This is a genomic window from Amycolatopsis sp. NPDC049688, from assembly GCF_040674975.1.
Taxonomy (GTDB): Bacteria; Actinomycetota; Actinomycetes; order Mycobacteriales; family Pseudonocardiaceae; genus Amycolatopsis.
Map to the genome: position 1 here is coordinate 192,645 of NZ_JBFANY010000014.1, position 17,531 is coordinate 210,175.

Below are 17,531 nucleotides of genomic sequence, written 5' to 3' on the forward strand. Positions count from 1 at the left end.
ACTGCTTGTTGGCCGCCGGACCGGCTGGTGAACCGCTGAAGTTCGCGTCTCGACCGAGGGCCCGGCGAGAATAGGCCCCCACCGCTCGCGATGGGGGCCTCCGGCTCAGCCGCTCTTGCGGCGGAACGTGCGCTTGTTGGCCGCCGGGCCGTGGGCGTGCTGGTTCTTGCCGCCGGCGTTCTCGTGGGCTGCGCCCGCTCGGGCGTGGGCCTGCTTGCGCTCCAGCGCCTCGCGGAACTTGCGCTTGACGTCGTCCTCCTCGCCGCTGGGCGACGGGTCCGGCTCACTCATGCTTACCTCCGAAAACGACGACGTGTGACCACCCCAGCCTGGCATCACTCGCACCCCTTGGCGACCCGATTTCCGTCACCCTTCAGCGTTTGGGGGACGGCACCCCGCCGAACTGGACCGACTTGCGGGTCAGCGGGCGCCCGCAGTGGTCGCACAGCAGCATCGGGCGCAGGCGCTCGCCGCACTCGACGTGGTGGAGCGTGATGTCCGGCTCCTGGCCCGCCACCTCGAACCCGCGGGACCACTCCGCGATGAACGCCAGCGCCGGGAAGAACGCCAGGCCCTTCGCCGTCAGCCGGTAGTCGCGGGCGTCCGTGCGCGTGGCCGCCGCTCCCGTGCGCAGGACGCCGACCTCGACCAGTTTGCTCAGCCGGGCCGACAGCACGCTCGGCCCGATGCCCAGCTCGCGCTCGAACTCCGAAAAGTGCCGGCAGCCGAGCAGTGCCGAGACCAGCAGGCCGGTCGACCACCGGTCGCCGAGCAGCTCCATCGTGTCCGGGAAGAACATCAGCGGGTCGCCGGCCAGGGAATCCGCGTCCTTGCGGCGGAAACGCTTGGACGCCGTCGCCGCCGCGACGCCGGTGCTGTCGAGGCGGGAAGCGCGCACGTCCCGGGCGTCGACCCGGCGGCCGCACGCCGCGCAGCCCAGCGGCGCTGATGTAGCCAGCTCGCAGTCGAGGTGGATCAGCGTCGGCAGCACCTCGCGGCGGCCTTCGACCCACTCGCGCTCCCACGCCCAGATCGAAATCAGCAGCGGCCACAGCTCCAGGCCGCGCTCGGTGAGCCGGTACTCGTGCCGGGTACGGCGCGCGTCCCGGTACGGCACACGGGTGAGCATGCCCGCGTCCACCATGTCCCGCAGCCGTCCGGACAGTGCCGTCGGCGAAATGCCCAGGCGCAGGCGCAGCTCTTCGTACCGCCGGAAGCGCAGGAACAGGCTCTGCAGGATCAACAGCGTCCACTGGTCGCCAACCAGCTCGAGCGCCCGGCGGAGCGGATCCCCCGCCGGCCGGATGCGCTCTGTCTTCCGGGGCTCCGCCCCGGGCCGGGGGCTCCGCCACCCGGAACCCCCGGAAGACTGCTGTGCAGTCGCCTCCACCAAAACCTTCCCCCTCGTTACATCGCCTCCGAAGGGTAGCACCTGGCTACACCACAAGAAGCCTATTGACACCTGGATACACAAATCATAGTCTCGTTCCCATCAGCCCGCGCAGCCAGGGAGCAGCCCGATGACCAGCACCTCCGAACAGCCGCTGATGGTGGCCCGGACGGCGGACACGGACGAAGCCAACCCGTACCTGCTCGGCGTCTACGCCCCGGTCGGAGCAGAGATCGACGCCGAAGACCTGCAGGTCATCGGCGAGATCCCGAAGGACCTCAACGGCGTCTACCTGCGCAACGGCCCCAACCCGCGGTTCGCCCCGGAAGGCCGCTACCACTGGTTCGACGGCGACGGCATGATCCACGCCGTCCACCTGGAGAACGGCAAGGCCCGCTACCGCAACCGCTGGATCCGCACCAGGGCCTTCGAGGCCGAGTCCGCGGCGGGCAAGGCGCTCTGGACCGGCGTCATGGAGAACCCGAAGGACAACCCCTTCGGCAACACCCACGGCCTGGGCCTCAAGGACAACGCCAACACCGACGTCGTCTTCCACCGCGGCCGCATCCTCGCCACCTGGTACCTGTGCGGCTCGCCGTACGCGGTCGACCCGCTGTCGCTGGAGACCCTCGGCGCCGAGGACTTCCTCGGCACGCTGGCCGGCGACATGATGGCCCACCCCAAGGTCGACGAGACCACCGGCGAGCTGTTCTGGTTCGACTACGGCCCGCGCCCGCCGTACCTGCGCTACGGCGTGATCAGCGCGGACGGCCGCGTGGTCAAGACGACCGACATCGAGCTCCCCGGCCCGCGCCTGCCGCACGACATGGCCATCACCGAGCACTACGCGGTGCTGATGGACCTGCCGCTGGTCCAGGACCTGGCGGCGGCGAAGCAGGGCCGCCACAAGCTGCACTTCGACCGCTCGCTGCCGAGCCGCTTCGGCGTCCTGCCACGCTACGGAGACGGTAGCCAGATCCGGTGGTTCGAAGCGAGCCCGTGCTACATCTACCACGTCGTCAACGCCTGGGAAGAGGGCGACGAAGTCGTCCTCGACGTCTGCCGGGTGCAGCGCCCGCAGCCGCGCGCCGACGCGCACACCCCGCTCGCGAAGATGCTGTCCTACCTGCGGCTGGACGCCCAGCTGCACCGCTACCGCTTCGACCTGCGGACCGGCGCGTGCCGCGAGGCCCCGCTCGACGACGACAACACCGAGTTCCCGACCGTCGACGCCCGCGGCGTCGGCCACAAGAACCGGTACTCCTACGCGGTGCACATCTCGCCCGAGTCGACGCTGAAGTTCGACGGGCTGGTGCGCCACGACAATCTTGCCGGCGCCAAGACCGAATACCGGTTCGGTCCCGGCCGGTGGGGCAGTGAGGCTCCGTTCGCACCCCGCGAAGGAGCAGCCGCCGATTCGGCGGACGGTTATCTGGTGACGTTCGTGCAGGACGAGCGCGAGGGACGCTCCGAACTGGACATCTTCGACGCCGCCGATCTCGCTGCCGGACCCGTGGCCAGGGTCCTGCTTCCCCAGCGTGTCCCGCTCGGTTTTCACGCGACCTGGGTCCGGGCGGACCAGCTGGAAAACCTCCGCGCATGAGATGCCATCGAGAGGGTCGCGCCCGGGACTTCCGGACGCGGGGATGGTGGGGTGCGGAGACGATCGACCGGCTCGTGAAGGAGCGGGTCAGTGCCGACCCGGAGGGTCTCGCGCTGGTCGATCCACCGAACACCACCGCACTGGTCGGACGCGACCCGGTGCGGTGGACCTGGAACCGGCTCGACGAACGCGTCGACGTCCTGGCCGCGTTCCTGCTCGCCAGAGGGGTGCGGGCAGGTGACGTCGTGGCCGTGCAGCTGCCGAACTGCTCGGCCCTGGTCCAGGCGTTCCTCGCGATCGTGCGGCTCGGCGCGATCGTCACCCCGTTCCCGGTGTCCTACCGGGAACACGAACTCGGCCCGATGTGCCGGCGCACCGGTGCCGTCGGGGTGGTGACCGCATCCAGATACGGCGAGCACGAGCTCGCCGGGGCGGCCCTTGGGCTAGTTGGCGCTTCGGCGCCGTCGGTCCGGTTCGTCGTCGCCTGCGGGGACGACGAACCGGCCGGCGCCCTGGCCTGGCCCGAAACGCCACTGTCCGAATCGGAAAAGTCCACTTTGGACGAGCAACTGTCCGAAGCCGACGTGAACGACTGCGTCACGATCTGCTGGACGTCCGGCACCGAAGCCGAACCGAAAGCGGTCCCGCGCTGCCACGGCGACTGGCTCGCGACCGCACGCGGCTGCGCCCAGGCCGCCGGGATGACCCGCGACGACGTTCTGCTCTCGCCGTTCCCGATGACGAACATGGCCGGCATCGGCGGCATGTTCCTGCCGTGGCTGCTGACCGGCGCCGTGTTCGTCCCGCACCACCCGTTCGACCTGCCGGTGTTCCTGGGCCAGCTCGCGGCCGAGCGGGTGACGTACACGCTCGCGCCGCCGGCGTTGCTGACCATGCTGCTGCACAACGAAAAAATCCTGTCCGGAGTGGACATATCCGCGCTGCGGAAGATCGGGTCCGGCTCGGCGCCGCTGTCGCCGTGGCTGGTGCGCACCTGGGCCGAGCGGTACGGCATCGACATCATCAACTTCTTCGGCTCGAACGAAGGCACCGCGCTGCTGTCCGGTCCGGTGGACATCCCGGACCCCGACCAGCGCGCGAGCTACTTCCCGAACTATGCCTCGGACGTCACCTGGTCGACCCCGGTGGCCGGCTGGACGTCGGTGCGGCTGCACGACCCGGTCACCGGCGAGCCCGTGACCGGACCGGGACGTCCCGGCGAGCTGCACATCGCCGGGCCGACCGTGTTCGCCGGGTATCTCAAGCAGATGGGCGACCCGCTCGACACCTCGTCGTTCGACGAGGACGGCCATTTCCGCACCGGCGACGTCTTCGAGATCGCGGGCGAGCGCGGAGAGTTCCTGAAGTACGTCGACCGGATGAAGGACCTGGTGATCCGCGGCGGCATGAACATCTCGCCCGCCGAGGTCGAGGGCCTGCTGGCCGGTCACCCGGACGTCGCCGACGTCGGTGTCGTCGGCGTGCCCGACGACGTCATGGGGGAGCGGGTGTGCGCGGTCGTCGTGCCGGGCTCGCGCAAGCCGTCGCTCGACGAGCTGGTCGCGTACCTGCGCGAGAAGAAGGTGGCCGCGTTCAAGCTGCCGGAACGGCTCGAGTACGCCGACGCCTTGCCCCGCAACCCGGTGGGGAAGATCCTGAAGCGGCAGCTGCGGGAGAGCCTGGGGTGAGGTCATGACGGTGTACGTGCTGGGCGGGGCGCAGACCGACTTCGCGCGCAACTTCACCAAGGAGGGGCGCGGGCTTCTCGAACTGTTCGCCGAGGTCGTGCCCGCCGCGCTGGCCGATTCCGGCGTGGGTGCCGAAGACGTCGAAGTCGCGCACGTCGGCAACCTCGCGGCGGAGCTCTTCACCGGCCAGGCCCAGCTCGGCGGGCTGCTCGTGGCGGCCGTCCCGGAGCTGGACGGCGTGCCGTCGACCCGGCACGAAGCCGCGTGCGCGTCCGGCAGCACCGCGGTGCTCGCCGCGTGCGCCGACCTCGAGGCCGGCCGGTACGACCTGGCGCTGGTCGTCGGGGTCGAGCTGATGCGCAACGTCGACGGGCAGCGGGCCGCCGAGCACCTCGGGTCCGCCGCGTGGGCCGGGCACGAGGCCGTCGCCGCGAAGTTCCCGTGGCCCGCGCTGTTCGCCGACGTCGCTTCCGCCTACGACGAGCGGTACGGCCTCGACCCGGCGCACCTCGGGCTGTTCGCCGAACACGCCTTCGCCCGCGCGGCGCTGAACCCCCTGGCCCAGGCCCGCGACTGGCGGTTCCCGGACGGCGCCTTCGGGCCCGACGACGAGCTCAACCCCGTCATCGAAGGGCGGCTGCGCAAGCAGGACTGCGGCCGGATCACCGATGGCGCCGCGGCGGTCCTGCTGGCCTCGCCCGCGTTCGCCGACCGGCTCGGCGGCGGGTTCCCGCGCATCGCGGGTTTCGGGCACCGCACCGCGCACATCGGGCTCGCACCGAAGATCGCGCCCGGCGGCGAGTACCTGTTCCCGCACCTGCGCGGCGCCGTCACCGACGCCTACTGGCGGGCAGGCGTGCCCGGGCCGGACGCGCTCGACGTCGTCGAGCTGCACGACTGCTTCACCATCACCGGCCTGGTCGCACTGGAACACCTCGGCGCGGCCCCGCCCGGCGACGGCGGCCGGTTCATCGCGGACGGCGGCCTCGACGCGTCCGGGATCAACCCGGGTGGCGGCCTGATCGGCCTCGGCCACCCGGTCGGCGCGACCGGTGTCCGCATGCTGCACGACGTCGCCCGGCAGGTGACCGGGACCGCGGGCGAGACGCAGGTGGCGGGCGCGCGGACGGCGTTGACGCTCAACGTCGGCGGCTCGTTCACCACGGTGGTCACGCTGGTGGTCACCGCATGAGGCTGTCGGTTTCGCTGGGGCTCTGGCAGGACCGGCCGCCGGAGGAGGCCCTGGAGACCGCCCGCGCGGCCGAGGCCGCGGGCTACCCGGAGCTGTGGATCGGTGAGATGGCGACGTGGGACGCCTTCGCGCTCGGCACGGCGATCGGCGCGGCCACCTCGGCGATTTCGCTGACCTTCGGACCACTGGCGGTGACCGTGCGGGACCCGGCGACGATCGCGATGGGTGTCGCCTCGGTGGCGGCGCTGACCGGCCGCAAAACCGGCGTCGCCCTCGGGACGTCCAGTGACGTCGTCGTGCGCGGCTGGCACGGCCGCTCGCGCGAGCGTTCCGCCACGGCGCTGGCGGAATCGGCGGTGGCGGTGCGGCAGCTGCTGGCCGGCCAGAAGTCCGCTGTGGACGGTCAGGTCGTCGGCTCGCAGGGCTACCGGCTGCGGTTGCCCGCCCCGGAATCTCCCCTGACGATCGCCGCGTTCGGGCCGCGGGCGCTCGCCGCCGCCGCGCGGCACGCCGACCGGATGGTGGTCAACCTCGTCAGCCCGGCGGCCGCGGCGACGCTGGTGCGCGGGCTCCGCGCCGCGGCCGAGCGGGCGGGCACCACCCCGCCGCCGGTGGCCGCGTGGGTGGTCGCCGCGGCCGATCCGGGACCGGCGGAGCTCGAACAGCTCCGCCGGGGCGTGGTCGGCTATCTCGCCGCGCCCGGCTACGCCGACATGTTCCGCGCGGAGGGCTTCGGCGACCTCGTCGACTTCGCGCGCAGCCGTCCGCACCCGCGCGAACTGCTGGCCGCGGTTCCGGCCGAGGCCATCGCCGCCGTGGGCCTGCTCGGGTCCGGCGAGCAGATCGCCGCGAAGATCGGGGCGTACGCCGCCGCGGGCGTCGACGAGCTGGCGATCGTCCCGGCCACCGGCGACGAGGACCCCGGTGGGAGGAAGACCCTCGAGGAGTGTCGATCCGCGGCCGTCCTGTTCGACGATGGGGTATGACCGAACCGACTGCCACCCGCAACCTCGACCGCACCGGCGCCGCGGCGCTGCCCTGGAGCAGGGCGCGCGACCTCCTCGCCACCCAGACGCCCAAGGAGGACCTGACGTTCTTCGTCGGGACCGTCCGCCCGGACGGTCGCCCGCACGCCGCCGGCGTCGGCGCCATCTGGGTGGACGACCTGCTGTACTTCGTCAGCGGCCCGGGCACCCGCCGGGCCCGCAACCTGGCCGCGAACCCGGCGTGCAGCGTGTCGGTGCGCCTGAAGGGCCTCGACGTCACCATGGAAGGCGAGGCCCACCGCGTCGCCGAGCCGGCGACCCTCGAGCGGGTGGCGGCCGTCTACCGCGAGGGCGGCTGGCCCGCGACGGTGCTGGACGAGGGCTTCACCGCCTCGTTCATGGCGGCGAGCGCCGGCCCGCCGCCGTGGCACCTGTACCGGCTCACGCTGCACCGGGCCATCGGCGTCGCCTGCGCCGAGCCGTACGGCGCCACCCGCTGGGACTTCACCCGCTGATCGCCGAGACGACCAGCTCGCCGATCGCGGCCATGCCGTCCGCGTTCGGGTGCAGCGGCGCGGCGACCGACGTCGGGATCACGCTCTCGAACCACTTGACGCCGGGCGGCTTGCAGACGTCGTGGCCGATCGATGCCGTCCGGACGTCGACGTACCGCGCGTTGTGCGCGGCGGCCTGGCGGGCCAGGGCGGCGTTGGTCTTGTCGACGCTGCCTTGGATGTAGTTCGCGTCGCGCGGGGTCAGCGGCGCGATCGGCCAGCACCCGTTGGGCGGCAGGTAGGTGCCGTAGCCGGCCACGAAGACGTCGGCGTTCGGCGCCTTCGCGTGGATGGCGTCCAGCAGCGCGCCCCACACCGGCTCGAACGCGGCGATCCTCTCGGCCAGCTGGTCGTGGCCGCCGGCGGTGTACCGGTCGACGCAGTCGGGATTGATGCCGGGCAGCAGGTTGATGCAGCTCGTCGCCGCGCCGACCAGGCCGACGTCGTTGCCGCCGATCGTCACGGTCACCGTGCGGGTCTGCGCGCCCAGCGCGTCCAGCTGCGGCGGCACCGCGCCGGCGGACGTCTGCTGCGGCGCGGTCATGTCCGCCGTCGTCGCGCCGGAGCACGTGACGTCCGTCAGCGGCACGCCGAGCTCCTTCGCGGCGACGTGCGGGTAGTTCGCCAGGGACCGGAGGCAGCCGGGGGAGGTGAGGTCCGGGGGCAGGACCAGCGGCCCGGCCGCCGCCGAATCCCCCAGTGCCACGTACTCCCCGGCGGTGCCCGCCGCCGCCGGGACTGCCGTCGCGCCCGCCAGCGCGGTGACCATGATCGCGATGCACGCCGTCGTTCTCACTCGCACGCCGTCCTCCTTGACGTTGTGCCGAAGGCTGGTCTCCGTGACACCATCGGCACGGCGCGTGGCCGGGTTGACTGGGAATCCGGGCAGAGAACGGGGGGATCGGTTGTGACGGAGCACAAGCCCGGCGGCGAGCTGACCCTCGGCGGCCGGCGCGTGCACGAACGGCTCACCCGGGAGGAGCCCGAGCTGATCGCCCGGGTGCTCCGGCGCATCCAGGCGGAGGTCGCGGACTACCGGCGGCTGCCGGTGGAGGAGCTGACCGGCGACATCGCGGGGATCACCCGGCAGGCGGTGCGGGCGTTCGCGCGCAGCCTGCGGGAGGACCGCGAGCTCAACGCGGCCGAGCTGCGGGAGGTCGGCGCGTCCGCGGTCCGCCGGGCGGAAGAGGGCTTCCCGCTGGAGGCCGTGCTGACCGCGTACCACGTCGGCGCGCGGGAGATCTTCGCCGTCGGCTCCGGTTCTTCCGGCCGCGCGGACGTCGCCGACCTGCTCGAAGTCGCGGACCGGGTGCTGGCGTTCGTCGGCACGGTCACCGGCGCGGTCACCCGCGGGTACCTGGAGGAGCTGCGCACGAAGGTCGGGCAGGAGCACACCGCGCGCCGGACGCTGCTGTCGGTGCTCGTCGACGGCGGCCCGGTCGACGTCGTGGCCCGCAGCGCCGGGATCACGCTGCCGGCGCGGTACCTCGTGCTGAGCGTCGAGCTGGGGCCGCACGCGGACGAGGAGTCGCCGGGCGTGGACGCCGAGATCGCCGTCCGCCGCAAGCTCCGCCGGTTCCTCGCCGCGTTCGAGCACGCGTGCGGCGACGGCGTGCTCGCGTCCCTGGACGGGCCGGGCGGCCTGGTCCTGCTGCCGCTGGCCGGCCGGCTCCCGGACTGGTCCGCGGTGCTGGACGCGGCCGGCCGCGCGGCGGGCGTCACCGTGCTCGCGGCCGCGGAAACGGCGGCCCCGGCGGAGGTCCGGGAGGTGGCGGCGCAGACCGGCGAGGTGCTGGACGTGCTGCGGTGGTTCGGCCGGCCGCCGGGGCTGTACCGCCTCGACGACGTCCTCGTCGAGTACCAGCTGACCCGCCCGGGCGCGGCCCGCGACCGCCTCGCGGCCGCGCTCCAACCCCTGGACGCGCACCCCGAGCTCGTCGAAACGCTGGAGACGTACCTGGCCCAGGACACGAACCGCCGCCGCGCGGCGGCCCGCCTGCACGTCCACCCCAACACGGTCGACTACCGCCTGCGCCGGGTCCGCGACCTGACCGGCATCGACCCGCTCCACCCCGCCGGCCTGGCCCGCCTCACCGCAGCCGCCGCCGCCCGCCGCGCCACCCGCCCCTGACACCCGACCCCCCAGGTACGCGAGTCGACCCTCTGATCACGCGTGTCGACCCCTCAATCACGCGTGTCGACTCCTCAATCACGCGTGTCGACCTCTCCGTCACGGGGCCCGGAGCACCCGGCCGGCGAACTTGCGTACCTGGAGGGTCGACTCGCGTGCCTGGACGGTCGACTCGCGTGTCTGGAGGGTCGGCTCGCGTGATTGGAGGGTCGACACGGTGGTGCGGGCGAGGAGTCCGGTGGCCAGGGCCGAGGCCAGGACGAGGGCGGCGAGGGCGGAGGCGGGGCCGAACGTCAGCTCGCCGAAGCGGCCGAGGACGAAGCCCGTGTGCAGGGCCCAGGCGACCACTGCGACGCCCGTCGCCGCGGCCGGGCTTCGGTAGGCGCAAGCCAGGACGACCGCGCTCAGGGTGACCAGGGCGTACCAGGGGTGACTCGCCGCGCCCAACAGGTCCGCGACGATCACCGCGGCGACCGCGGCCACGCAGCCGAACGGGAACCCGAAGCCGTCTGTCATGCCCTCAGTCCAGTCCCGGGGCCGGGCAGGAGCGTGAGCCAGGACACGTTCCCTACGCCCTGACCCCGGGATCTTTACGACCTGTTGACGACGCCTTCGACGGCGTCCGCGATCGCGGGCCAGACCGCGCGCGGCAGGTTGTGCCCCATGCCCGGGATCACCACCAGCTCCGCGCCCGGGATCGCCTCCGCCGTCGCCTTGCCGCCGCTGACGTTGATCAGCGGGTCCGCGTCGCCGTGGATGACCAACGCCGGCAGCCGCACGTCGCGGAGCCGGGAGGTCCGGTCGCCCGAGGCGACGACCGCCGCCGCGTGGCGCAGCGTGCCCACCGGGTGGCGGGCGCGGTCGTAGTGCAGCGCCGCCTTGGCCAGCAGGAACGCCTCGTCGTCCGGGTAGCCGGGGGAGCCGAGCTTCCGGTAGCCCTCGACGCTGTCGGCCAGCGCCTGCTCGCGCGTCGACGCCGGCGGCCGGGTCAGCAGCGCCAGCGCCCACGGCTCGGCCTGCCCGACGCCCGGGTCGCCGGTGGTCGACATGATCGACGTGACCGACAACAGCCGGTCCGGGTGCTCGATCGCCAGCTGCTGGACGATCATCCCGCCCATCGACGCCCCGACGACGTGCGCCCGGGAAATGCCGAGCGCGTCGAACAGCCCGACGGCGTCGCCGGCCATGTCCGACAGCGTGTACGGCGCGCTCGACAGGTCGCCGGCGGCCAGCGCGGCCAGGTCCGGCGGCAGCAGGTGGTCGAGCCACGTCGAGAGCCCGACGTCCCGGTTGTCGTAGCGGACGACGAAGAACCCGCGGCCGGCGAGCAGCTCGCAGAAATCGGCCTCCCAGGTGATCATCTGGGCACCGAGGCCCATCACCAGGACCAGGGGCGGGTCCGCCGGATCGCCGAAGGTGTCGTACTCGAGCTCGAGACCGTTGGCCTGTGCGCGTGCCATACCCCGATCCTGCCGTACCCGTGCGGAGCTGGCACCGGGCCGGGCGGTGCCGTTACCGTTACCCCCCATGCCGACCTCATCCTCGGGCACGGGCCAGCGCCCCCGGTCGCGGGCCGCGGCGGGACTGCCGGCGCTCACCGCCGACCGCATCGTCAGCGCCGCCACCGACCTGACCGGCCAGCGCGGCCTCGACAACTGGACGCTGCGGGAGCTCGCCCGCGCGGTGGAGGCCTACCCGGCGGTGATCTACCACCACGTCGGCGACCGGGACGCGGTGGTGAACGCCGTCGTCGACCGGGTGGTCGGGCTGCTCGAGCTGCCGGACGAGCGGCTGCCGTGGCAGGAGTGGTTCACCGAACTGCTCGCGAACCTGCGCGCGGTGCTGCGCAGCTACCCGGGCTGCGCGCGGCGGCTGGCGTTGTTCGGCCCGTCCGTCGAGGCGGCCACGCGGTCGATCGACGCGGGCATCGGCGTGCTGCTGGCCGCCGGGTTCGGGCGCGAGAGCGTGCTGGCCTACAACCTGCTGCTGATGACCGCGTGCCAGTTCGTCGCGATGGAGGACGACCGCGACGGCGCCCTCGCGCTGCGGATCGACAACACCGAGGAGTACGCGACCTACCGCGAGCGGGCCGACCTGCCCGGGATGGCCGAGCTCGGCGCGGCGATGCACGACCTGATGGGTGACCCCGATCTCGCGTCGGGCTACTACGCGCAGCTCTACGACTACGCCGTCCGGCGGTGTCTCGACGGGCTCGCCCACCGGCTGGCGGAACTGCAAGATGCGGACAGTGCCGGTTGACAGCGACTTGACAGTGCCGGGGCGTACCGTGGGCGTGCGTCGGTGGTTCGCCCACTGACCCGGAGCCCCTGGCGCCCTCCTCCCCCTCGTGGCGCCGGGGGCTTCGGTCTACGCACCGGAGCGCGGCGGCTCGGCCTGGATGGCGGGGAAGATTTCCCCGACCAGCGTCACGAGGGACTTCGACAGCAGCAGGTGCACCTGGTCGCGGGTCAGGGACCGGCGCACGAGCCATTCCCGGCCGGCGGACTTCACCATCCCGCCGAACGCGCGCACGAGCGCGTTGAGCTCCGGCCCGTGTTCGCTCTCCCGGGACAGGCCGACGGCCTCCAGCACGCGGTCGGCGGACTCGCGGTCGGCCTCTTCGAGGATGCGTTCCACCTCGAGGTCGCGGCCGATGCCCTCGGGCGCGATCGCGGCCAGCCACATCCGCTCCTGGCTGGTGACCATGTCGAGGAACCACTCGATGGCGACGTCGGCCCGCAGTTCCAGGGGCCCGTCGGGGAGGATCTCGACGGCCAGCCGCGGCACGGTCAGCGCGCGGCGGATGATTTCCAGGTACAGCTCGCGTTTCGTGCCGAAGTAGTGGTTGATCAGCCCCCGCGCCACCCCGGCCGCCGCCGCGATGTCCGAAGTGGACACTGCGGAATAGGGACGTTCACCGAACAGCCGCGCCGCGCAGGCGTAGATCTGTTCCTTCCGTTCGTCCGGTTCCAGTCTTCGCCATCTCGGCGCCGGCTCGGTGTTCATGGCCCCATCGTCGCACGGGCCGTTGCGCCGGGCAGGGTAGTCGCCCGCGATGTCGGATGCGCTCCCGCAGGCATCCCACGATCGGGGCACGGTCAGTCCGGGAGCGTGATCGGCGCGATGTCCGCGAAGCCGTCGCCCGGGCCCGGATTCGCCGGATCGGTGGAGCCGCCGAAGTGGTGCAGCACGCCCCACACGGCGTTAAGCGCCGTCTGCACCGCGCCCTCGGCCCAGCCCGCCGTCCACGAGATGTCGTCGCCCGCCAGGAACAGGCCGCGGTACCGGGCCGGCAGCTCGTCCTGCACGAAGTGCGTGAACAGCCGCTGCTGGTAGCGGTAGTGGCCGGGCAGGTTCGCCTTGAACGCGCCCATGAAGTGCGGCTCGGCTTCCCACGACACGGTCACCGGGTCGCCGATGATGTGCCGCCGGACGTCGACACCGGGGTAGATCTCGCGCAGGGACTGCAGCATCACCTCGACGCGCTCGCCGACCGAGAGCGGCAGCCACTTCAGCGAGTCGTCGGCCCACGTGTAGGACAGGCAGATCACCGCGGGACGGTCCGGGTCGTCGCCGAGCAGGTAGGTGCCGCGCGGCATCCGGTCGGTGAGGGTCATGCTCATCGCGTCGCGGCCGGTGCCGGCGTCGCGGTCCAGCCAGAACGGCCGGTCGACCGGCACGAACACCTTCGACGACGCCATGTAGTGCGTGCGCTCGATCGCCGTCCAGTGGTCGATCGGGAACAGCGCTTCGTCGCATTCGATGTTCGACAGCAGCATCCAGCTCTGTGCGGTGAACACCGCGGCCGGGAAGGTCCGGATGTGCCCCTCGGTGTCCGTCACGGTGATGTTGCCGGGTGCCGTGCGGTGCAGCCGTGCGACGCCGGGCTGCGGGCGGCCGCCGTGCAGCGTGCTCAGGCTGGTGCCCGCCGGCCAGAAAGCGGTGTCTTCCGGGGCGTGCTCCCACAGCCGCAGCGGGAGCTGCCTGCTGCCGCCGACGATGCTGCGGTGCTCGTCGTCGGCTCCGGTGTAGACCACCCGCAGGATTTCCAGGATGGAGTTCGGGAAATCGGTGTCCCAGCCACCGGTGCCGAAGCCGACCTGGCCGAAGATCTCGCGGTGGCGGAAGGAGGCGAACGCCGGGGAGTCGCAGAGGAAGCCGTAGAACGTCTGGTTGTCCAGCCGTGGGACCAGCTCGTTCCACAGCCGCTTGATCGTCTTCGCGTCGCGGTCCCGGATCGCCGTCTGCATCTCGGCGAAGGAGGCGTGCTCGGCCAGTGTCCGGTCCCAGGCCGCGGCGACCTCGCCGAAGACGGCGGGCAGGTCCTCGGGCGTGCGCGCGTAGTGGCTCTGCCCCTTCAGGTCCACGACTGTGCTCGGCGTCCCCGGGGCGAGGGGGTTCGGGAACGGCGTGGTCTGCAGCCCGACCTTGTCGATGTAGTGGAACAGCGCGGTCGACGCGGGCGGGAAGCGCATCGCGCCCATCTCGGCGACGACGTCGTCCGGGCAGCCGGGGAACCGGACCGTGCGCAGCCGGCCGCCGAGCTCGGCGATCTCGTACACCACCGGCCGCAGGCCCAGCTTCATCAGCTCGTACGCGGTGACGATGCCGGACAGGCCGCCGCCGATCACCGCGACCTCGGTGCCGTGCCGGTGTGCGGGCAGCGAGCCGAGACCGGCGGGGTGGGCGAGGTAGTCGTCGTAGGCGAACGGGAAGTCGGGGCCGAACATCGTGATCGGTCGGCCCGCCGGTTCGTCGTGGTGGATCGCGGTCGGGACGGCGGAGGTCATGCGGTGGTTCCCCGGTACAGGTCGGGCCGTCGGTCGGCCAGGTGGGTGTTTTCCAGGCGGGACGCGGTCAGGGCGTCCCGTGTGACGTCGGCGGTGATGACTTCGGGCCCGGCACCGGCGCGGGCCAGCACCGCACCGGTCGGGGCCACGACGCAGGACCGCCCGCAGTAGGTCAGCTCCCGCTCGGTGTCGCAGCGGTTGGCGTAGGCGACGAACAGCTGGCTTTCGTAGGCGCGCGCGGGCACGAGCGTGTCGGCGACCAGCTCGTACGGGCTCATCAGCGCGGTCGGCACGACCAGCAGCTCGGTGCCGGCGAGCGCGTGCGCGCGGACCAGCTCCGGGAACTCGACGTCGTAGCAGATCAGCAGCCCGACGCGGAGTCCGCCGAGGTCGGCCTGCACCACGGCCTCGTCGCCGGGGGTGAACCAGGCTTTGTCGAGGTCGCCGAAGAGGTGTGTCTTGCGGTAGTTGGCCAGCCGGTGCCCGCTGGCGTCGATCAGCTGGACGCTGTTGTAGACGTGCTCGCCGTCGGTTTCCGGGTAGCCGTACACGAGTGCGGCGCCGGTTTCGGCGGCCAGCGCGGACATCCGGGCCGCGGTGGGCCCGTCGGCGGGTTCGGCGAGCTCGTGCGTGCGCGCGCCGATGTGGTAGCCGGTGGTGATCATTTCCGCGGTGACGACGAGGTCGGCGTCGGCTTCGCGCAGGTCGTCGAGCGGGCCCTGGTGGATGGCGACCCTCATGCCAGCCTCGACTTCCGGATCCCGTAGCCGAAGTAGATCAGCAGGCCGAGGACCATCCAGGCGCCGAAGACGAGCCAGGTGGCGCCGTCGAGGCTGAGCATCATGTAGCCGCAGCAGAGCACGCCGAGGACCGGCGTCACCGGCGAGAGCGGGACGCGGAACGAGCGTGGGCGGTCGGGCTGGCGCTTGCGCAGCAGCAGGACGGCGACGTTGACCAGGCCGAACGCGAACAGCGTCCCGATGCTGGTGGCGTCGGCCAGCTTCCCGAGCGGGATGAAGGCGGCCAGGATCGCGACGAACGCCGAGACCACGAGGGTGTTGATCCGCGGCGAACCGGTCTTGGCGTCTACTTTGGACAACGCGGGCGGGACCAGGCCGTCGCGGGACATCGCGAACAGGATGCGGGTCTGTCCGTAGAGGACGGTCAGCACGACGCTGGAGATGGCCACGATCGCGCCGACGGCCAGCAGCGCCGCCCAGAACGGGTTGTCCGAGACGACGTCGAGCACGTGCGAGAGGGCGGCTTCCTGGCCGTCGAACTGCTGCCACGGCAGAGCGCCGACGGCGGCCACGGCGACCAGGCAGTACAGCACGGTGACGATGCCGAGCGAGAGCAGGATCGCCCGCGGCAGGTCCCGCTGCGGGTTCTTCGCCTCCTCGCCGGCGGTCGACGCGGCGTCGAAGCCGATGTAGGAGAAGAACAGCTTGGCCCCGCCGGCGCTCAGCCCGGCCAGCCCGAGCGGCAGGAACGGCGTGAAGTTCTTCGCCTGCACGGCGCTGAAGGCGATCGCGCAGAAGAGCACCAGCGTGCCGATCTTGACCACGACCATGACCGCGTTGGCCCGCGCGCTCTCCTTGGCGCCGGACAGGAGCAGGAGCATCGCGAGCACGACGACGAGGATCGCGGGCACGTTGACCACGCCGCCCGAGCCCGGCGGCTGGCTGAGGGCGTCGGGGATGGCGAAGCCGAAGGCCAGCCGCAGCAGTTCGTTGAGGTACTGCCCCCAGCCGACGGCGACCGAGGCCACCGAGACGCCGTATTCGAGCACCAGGCACCACCCGCAGACCCAGGCGACCAGCTCGCCGAGCGTGGCGTAGGTGTAGGAGTAGGACGAACCGGACAGCGGGATCATCCCGGCGAGCTCGGCGTAGGACAGCGCCGAGAACAACGCGGTGACCCCGGCGAGCACGAACGACAGCACCACGGCCGGCCCGGCCACCGGGACCGCCTCGCCCAGCACGACGAAGATGCCGCTGCCCAGCGTCGCCCCGATGCTGAGCATGGTGAGCTGCCCCAGGCCGAGCGACCGCTTCAACGTGCCATGATCACCTTCGGCGACGAGGTCGGCGACCGGTTTCCGCCGCACCGTCGCGGCTCGCAAAGTCATGCCGACGACGGTAACGGCCGTTTCCGGCTCGCAAAACACGGGAACGTTGCGCGTACAGATGAATCACAGGTGATTCATTGCACATTGCCCCCAGATCACGGCGATTCATTCCGAACCCGATTTTCTTCGGGTGGCGTTGTCGGATCCGAGGTGAGCAGTTCGTGGAAGGGGTGAGTGGCCGCCACGAGGGCGCCGCCGGACCCGCAGGGGGAAGAAGATGCCCGTCGCCCGCCGCATGTACGACCTGGTCGAGCCGATCGGCCTGGTGCCCTACTTCGCCGACGAGTCGGACGAGGCCCTGATGGCGCTGGGCCTGCGCAATGTGTGGGATGCCTACTTCGCCGGGCGGGCCGCGCCGCTCGGACGTGACGTGCCCGCTGACGTCGTCCACGCGATCTTCTACAACTTCGCCCCCGGCGAGGTGGCCCGTCACCTGCCTAAGGTCTGGGACCTGACCACGCCGGAGGCCGCCCTGGCGGCCCGCGAACAGGGCTGCGTCGCCGGGATGCGGCGGATCCTCGGCGACCTCGCCGACGACCCCGCCGTCGCCCGCGCCGCGGACCTGCTGCTCAAGGCGGCGACCAGCGCGCCGGTCGAGGGACGTCCCCTCTTCGCCGCGCTGCGTGCGCTCCCGGTGCCCCAGGAGCCGGTGGCCCGGCTGTGGCACGCGGCGACCCTGCTGCGCGAACACCGCGGCGACGGCCACATCGTCGCCCTCATGGCGGAGGGCATCGGCGGAACCGAAGCCCACGTGCTCCACTCCCTGTCCATCGACCTGCCCGCGAAGGACTTCGGCCGGGTCTGGCACCTGCCCGCCGCCCAGCTGGAAGCGGTCATCGACGGCATGCGCGACCGCGGCCTCATCGGCCCCGACGGCTGGCTCACCCCCGACGGCCACGCCACGAAGGAACGCGTCGAAGCCCTGACCGACCGCCTCGCCGAGGTCCCCTACCACGCCCTGAGCCCCGCCGAACTCGATGACCTCGGCACCGGCCTCGAACCGATCTCCAAGACCTTCCGAGCCACCTTCCCGATGTGAGCAGGGGCATCACGCGTGTCCCTGCAGACA

General features: G+C 72.2%; 17 protein-coding genes. 8 read left to right on the plus strand and 9 right to left on the minus strand.

Annotation, left to right across the window (positions count from 1 at the left end; translation table 11 throughout):
• Window positions 1-105: 105 nt before the first annotated feature.
• Both AB0J55_RS34430 and AB0J55_RS34435 read right to left on the minus strand, forming a co-directional pair.
• Window positions 106-291 (minus strand): DUF5302 domain-containing protein, encoded by a 186-nt coding sequence (locus AB0J55_RS34430; protein WP_364258206.1) that lies wholly within the window; start codon window positions 289-291, stop codon window positions 106-108.
• An 82-nt stretch (window positions 292-373) separates the two neighbouring features.
• The gene (locus tag AB0J55_RS34435) at window positions 374-1,306 is read right to left on the minus strand and encodes a winged helix-turn-helix transcriptional regulator (protein WP_364258371.1); all 933 of its coding nucleotides are present in this window, start codon (window positions 1,304-1,306) and stop codon (window positions 374-376) included.
• 214 nt (window positions 1,307-1,520) lie between these two features.
• Here AB0J55_RS34435 and AB0J55_RS34440 point away from each other — a divergent pair, with 214 nt between their 5' ends.
• From AB0J55_RS34440 to AB0J55_RS34460, 5 genes are read left to right on the plus strand one after another with little or no spacing between them, the layout of a single operon-like run.
• On the plus strand, window positions 1,521-2,993 hold the full coding sequence (locus AB0J55_RS34440) for a carotenoid oxygenase family protein (RefSeq protein WP_364258209.1): 1,473 nt from the start codon (window positions 1,521-1,523) through the stop codon (window positions 2,991-2,993).
• Window positions 2,990-4,681 carry a class I adenylate-forming enzyme family protein gene (locus tag AB0J55_RS34445; RefSeq protein ID WP_364258211.1) on the plus strand — a complete coding sequence of 564 codons (1,692 nt, stop codon included), beginning with the start codon at window positions 2,990-2,992 and terminating at the stop codon, window positions 4,679-4,681. The genes AB0J55_RS34440 and AB0J55_RS34445 overlap by 4 nt, the downstream gene beginning before the upstream one ends.
• Before the next feature lie 4 nt (window positions 4,682-4,685).
• Window positions 4,686-5,873, plus strand: coding sequence for an acetyl-CoA acetyltransferase (locus AB0J55_RS34450; RefSeq protein WP_364258214.1), 1,188 nt, complete (start codon window positions 4,686-4,688; stop codon window positions 5,871-5,873).
• Window positions 5,870-6,859 carry an LLM class F420-dependent oxidoreductase gene (locus AB0J55_RS34455; protein WP_364258216.1) on the plus strand — a complete coding sequence of 330 codons (990 nt, stop codon included), beginning with the start codon at window positions 5,870-5,872 and terminating at the stop codon, window positions 6,857-6,859. Before AB0J55_RS34450 ends, AB0J55_RS34455 begins: the two co-directional genes overlap by 4 nt.
• Window positions 6,856-7,374, plus strand: coding sequence for a pyridoxamine 5'-phosphate oxidase family protein (locus AB0J55_RS34460; RefSeq protein WP_364258219.1), 519 nt, complete (start codon window positions 6,856-6,858; stop codon window positions 7,372-7,374). The genes AB0J55_RS34455 and AB0J55_RS34460 overlap by 4 nt, the downstream gene beginning before the upstream one ends.
• On the opposite strand, the gene AB0J55_RS34465 is transcribed toward AB0J55_RS34460, so the two are convergent.
• Complete coding sequence (locus AB0J55_RS34465) at window positions 7,364-8,209, minus strand: SGNH/GDSL hydrolase family protein (RefSeq protein ID WP_364258374.1); 846 nt, start codon at window positions 8,207-8,209, stop codon at window positions 7,364-7,366. The genes AB0J55_RS34460 and AB0J55_RS34465 overlap by 11 nt on opposite strands.
• 111 nt (window positions 8,210-8,320) lie before the next feature.
• On the opposite strand from AB0J55_RS34465, the gene AB0J55_RS34470 reads away from it, so the two are divergent.
• Window positions 8,321-9,544, plus strand: a complete 1,224-nt coding sequence (locus AB0J55_RS34470) for a helix-turn-helix domain-containing protein (RefSeq protein WP_364258222.1) — start codon at window positions 8,321-8,323, stop codon at window positions 9,542-9,544.
• Window positions 9,545-9,643: 99 nt separating this feature from the next.
• Here AB0J55_RS34470 and AB0J55_RS34475 read toward each other — a convergent pair whose 3' ends face one another.
• On the minus strand, window positions 9,644-10,060 hold the full coding sequence (locus AB0J55_RS34475) for a hypothetical protein (protein WP_364258225.1): 417 nt from the start codon (window positions 10,058-10,060) through the stop codon (window positions 9,644-9,646).
• Window positions 10,061-10,134: 74 nt separating this feature from the next.
• Window positions 10,135-11,004 carry an alpha/beta hydrolase gene (locus AB0J55_RS34480; protein ID WP_364258228.1) on the minus strand — a complete coding sequence of 290 codons (870 nt, stop codon included), beginning with the start codon at window positions 11,002-11,004 and terminating at the stop codon, window positions 10,135-10,137.
• Window positions 11,005-11,071: 67 nt separating this feature from the next.
• Between AB0J55_RS34480 and AB0J55_RS34485 the strand changes: the two genes are divergently transcribed.
• Window positions 11,072-11,803, plus strand: coding sequence for a TetR family transcriptional regulator (locus tag AB0J55_RS34485; RefSeq protein WP_364258231.1), 732 nt, complete (start codon window positions 11,072-11,074; stop codon window positions 11,801-11,803).
• Between the two features lie 108 nt (window positions 11,804-11,911).
• On the opposite strand, the gene AB0J55_RS34490 is transcribed toward AB0J55_RS34485, so the two are convergent.
• The 4 genes from AB0J55_RS34490 to AB0J55_RS34505 all read right to left on the minus strand — a co-directional run bounded on the left by AB0J55_RS34490 (window position 11,912) and on the right by AB0J55_RS34505 (window position 16,462).
• Window positions 11,912-12,550 carry a TetR/AcrR family transcriptional regulator gene (locus AB0J55_RS34490; protein WP_364258234.1) on the minus strand — a complete coding sequence of 213 codons (639 nt, stop codon included), beginning with the start codon at window positions 12,548-12,550 and terminating at the stop codon, window positions 11,912-11,914.
• Between the two features lie 92 nt (window positions 12,551-12,642).
• Window positions 12,643-14,334 carry an NAD(P)/FAD-dependent oxidoreductase gene (locus AB0J55_RS34495; RefSeq protein ID WP_364258237.1) on the minus strand — a complete coding sequence of 564 codons (1,692 nt, stop codon included), beginning with the start codon at window positions 14,332-14,334 and terminating at the stop codon, window positions 12,643-12,645.
• Window positions 14,331-15,074, minus strand: coding sequence for a carbon-nitrogen hydrolase family protein (locus AB0J55_RS34500; protein ID WP_364258240.1), 744 nt, complete (start codon window positions 15,072-15,074; stop codon window positions 14,331-14,333). Before AB0J55_RS34500 ends, AB0J55_RS34495 begins: the two co-directional genes overlap by 4 nt.
• The gene (locus AB0J55_RS34505) at window positions 15,071-16,462 is read right to left on the minus strand and encodes an amino acid permease (RefSeq protein ID WP_364258243.1); all 1,392 of its coding nucleotides are present in this window, start codon (window positions 16,460-16,462) and stop codon (window positions 15,071-15,073) included. The genes AB0J55_RS34500 and AB0J55_RS34505 overlap by 4 nt, the downstream gene beginning before the upstream one ends.
• A gap of 235 nt (window positions 16,463-16,697) precedes the next feature.
• Here AB0J55_RS34505 and AB0J55_RS34510 point away from each other — a divergent pair, with 235 nt between their 5' ends.
• Window positions 16,698-17,501, plus strand: coding sequence for a MarR family transcriptional regulator (locus AB0J55_RS34510; RefSeq protein ID WP_364258377.1), 804 nt, complete (start codon window positions 16,698-16,700; stop codon window positions 17,499-17,501).
• The last annotated feature ends 30 nt before the right edge of the window (window positions 17,502-17,531 follow it).

Bases quoted from the DNA above. Each gene is read 5' to 3' on its own strand.
- AB0J55_RS34500 (WP_364258240.1), bottom strand. From the start codon at position 15,074: ATGAGGGTCGCCATCCACCAGGGCCCGCTCGACGACCTGCGCGAAGCC.
- AB0J55_RS34450 (WP_364258214.1), top strand. From the start codon at position 4,686: ATGACGGTGTACGTGCTGGGCGGGGCGCAGACCGACTTCGCGCGCAAC.
- AB0J55_RS34475 (WP_364258225.1), bottom strand. From the start codon at position 10,060: ATGACAGACGGCTTCGGGTTCCCGTTCGGCTGCGTGGCCGCGGTCGCC.
- AB0J55_RS34510 (WP_364258377.1), top strand. From the start codon at position 16,698: ATGTACGACCTGGTCGAGCCGATCGGCCTGGTGCCCTACTTCGCCGAC.
- AB0J55_RS34495 (WP_364258237.1), bottom strand. From the start codon at position 14,334: ATGACCTCCGCCGTCCCGACCGCGATCCACCACGACGAACCGGCGGGC.
- AB0J55_RS34430 (WP_364258206.1), bottom strand. From the start codon at position 291: ATGAGTGAGCCGGACCCGTCGCCCAGCGGCGAGGAGGACGACGTCAAG.
- AB0J55_RS34505 (WP_364258243.1), bottom strand. From the start codon at position 16,462: ATGACTTTGCGAGCCGCGACGGTGCGGCGGAAACCGGTCGCCGACCTC.
- AB0J55_RS34490 (WP_364258234.1), bottom strand. From the start codon at position 12,550: ATGAACACCGAGCCGGCGCCGAGATGGCGAAGACTGGAACCGGACGAA.
- AB0J55_RS34455 (WP_364258216.1), top strand. From the start codon at position 5,870: ATGAGGCTGTCGGTTTCGCTGGGGCTCTGGCAGGACCGGCCGCCGGAG.
- AB0J55_RS34480 (WP_364258228.1), bottom strand. From the start codon at position 11,004: ATGGCACGCGCACAGGCCAACGGTCTCGAGCTCGAGTACGACACCTTC.
- AB0J55_RS34485 (WP_364258231.1), top strand. From the start codon at position 11,072: ATGCCGACCTCATCCTCGGGCACGGGCCAGCGCCCCCGGTCGCGGGCC.
- AB0J55_RS34460 (WP_364258219.1), top strand. From the start codon at position 6,856: ATGACCGAACCGACTGCCACCCGCAACCTCGACCGCACCGGCGCCGCG.
- AB0J55_RS34440 (WP_364258209.1), top strand. From the start codon at position 1,521: ATGACCAGCACCTCCGAACAGCCGCTGATGGTGGCCCGGACGGCGGAC.
- AB0J55_RS34445 (WP_364258211.1), top strand. From the start codon at position 2,990: ATGAGATGCCATCGAGAGGGTCGCGCCCGGGACTTCCGGACGCGGGGA.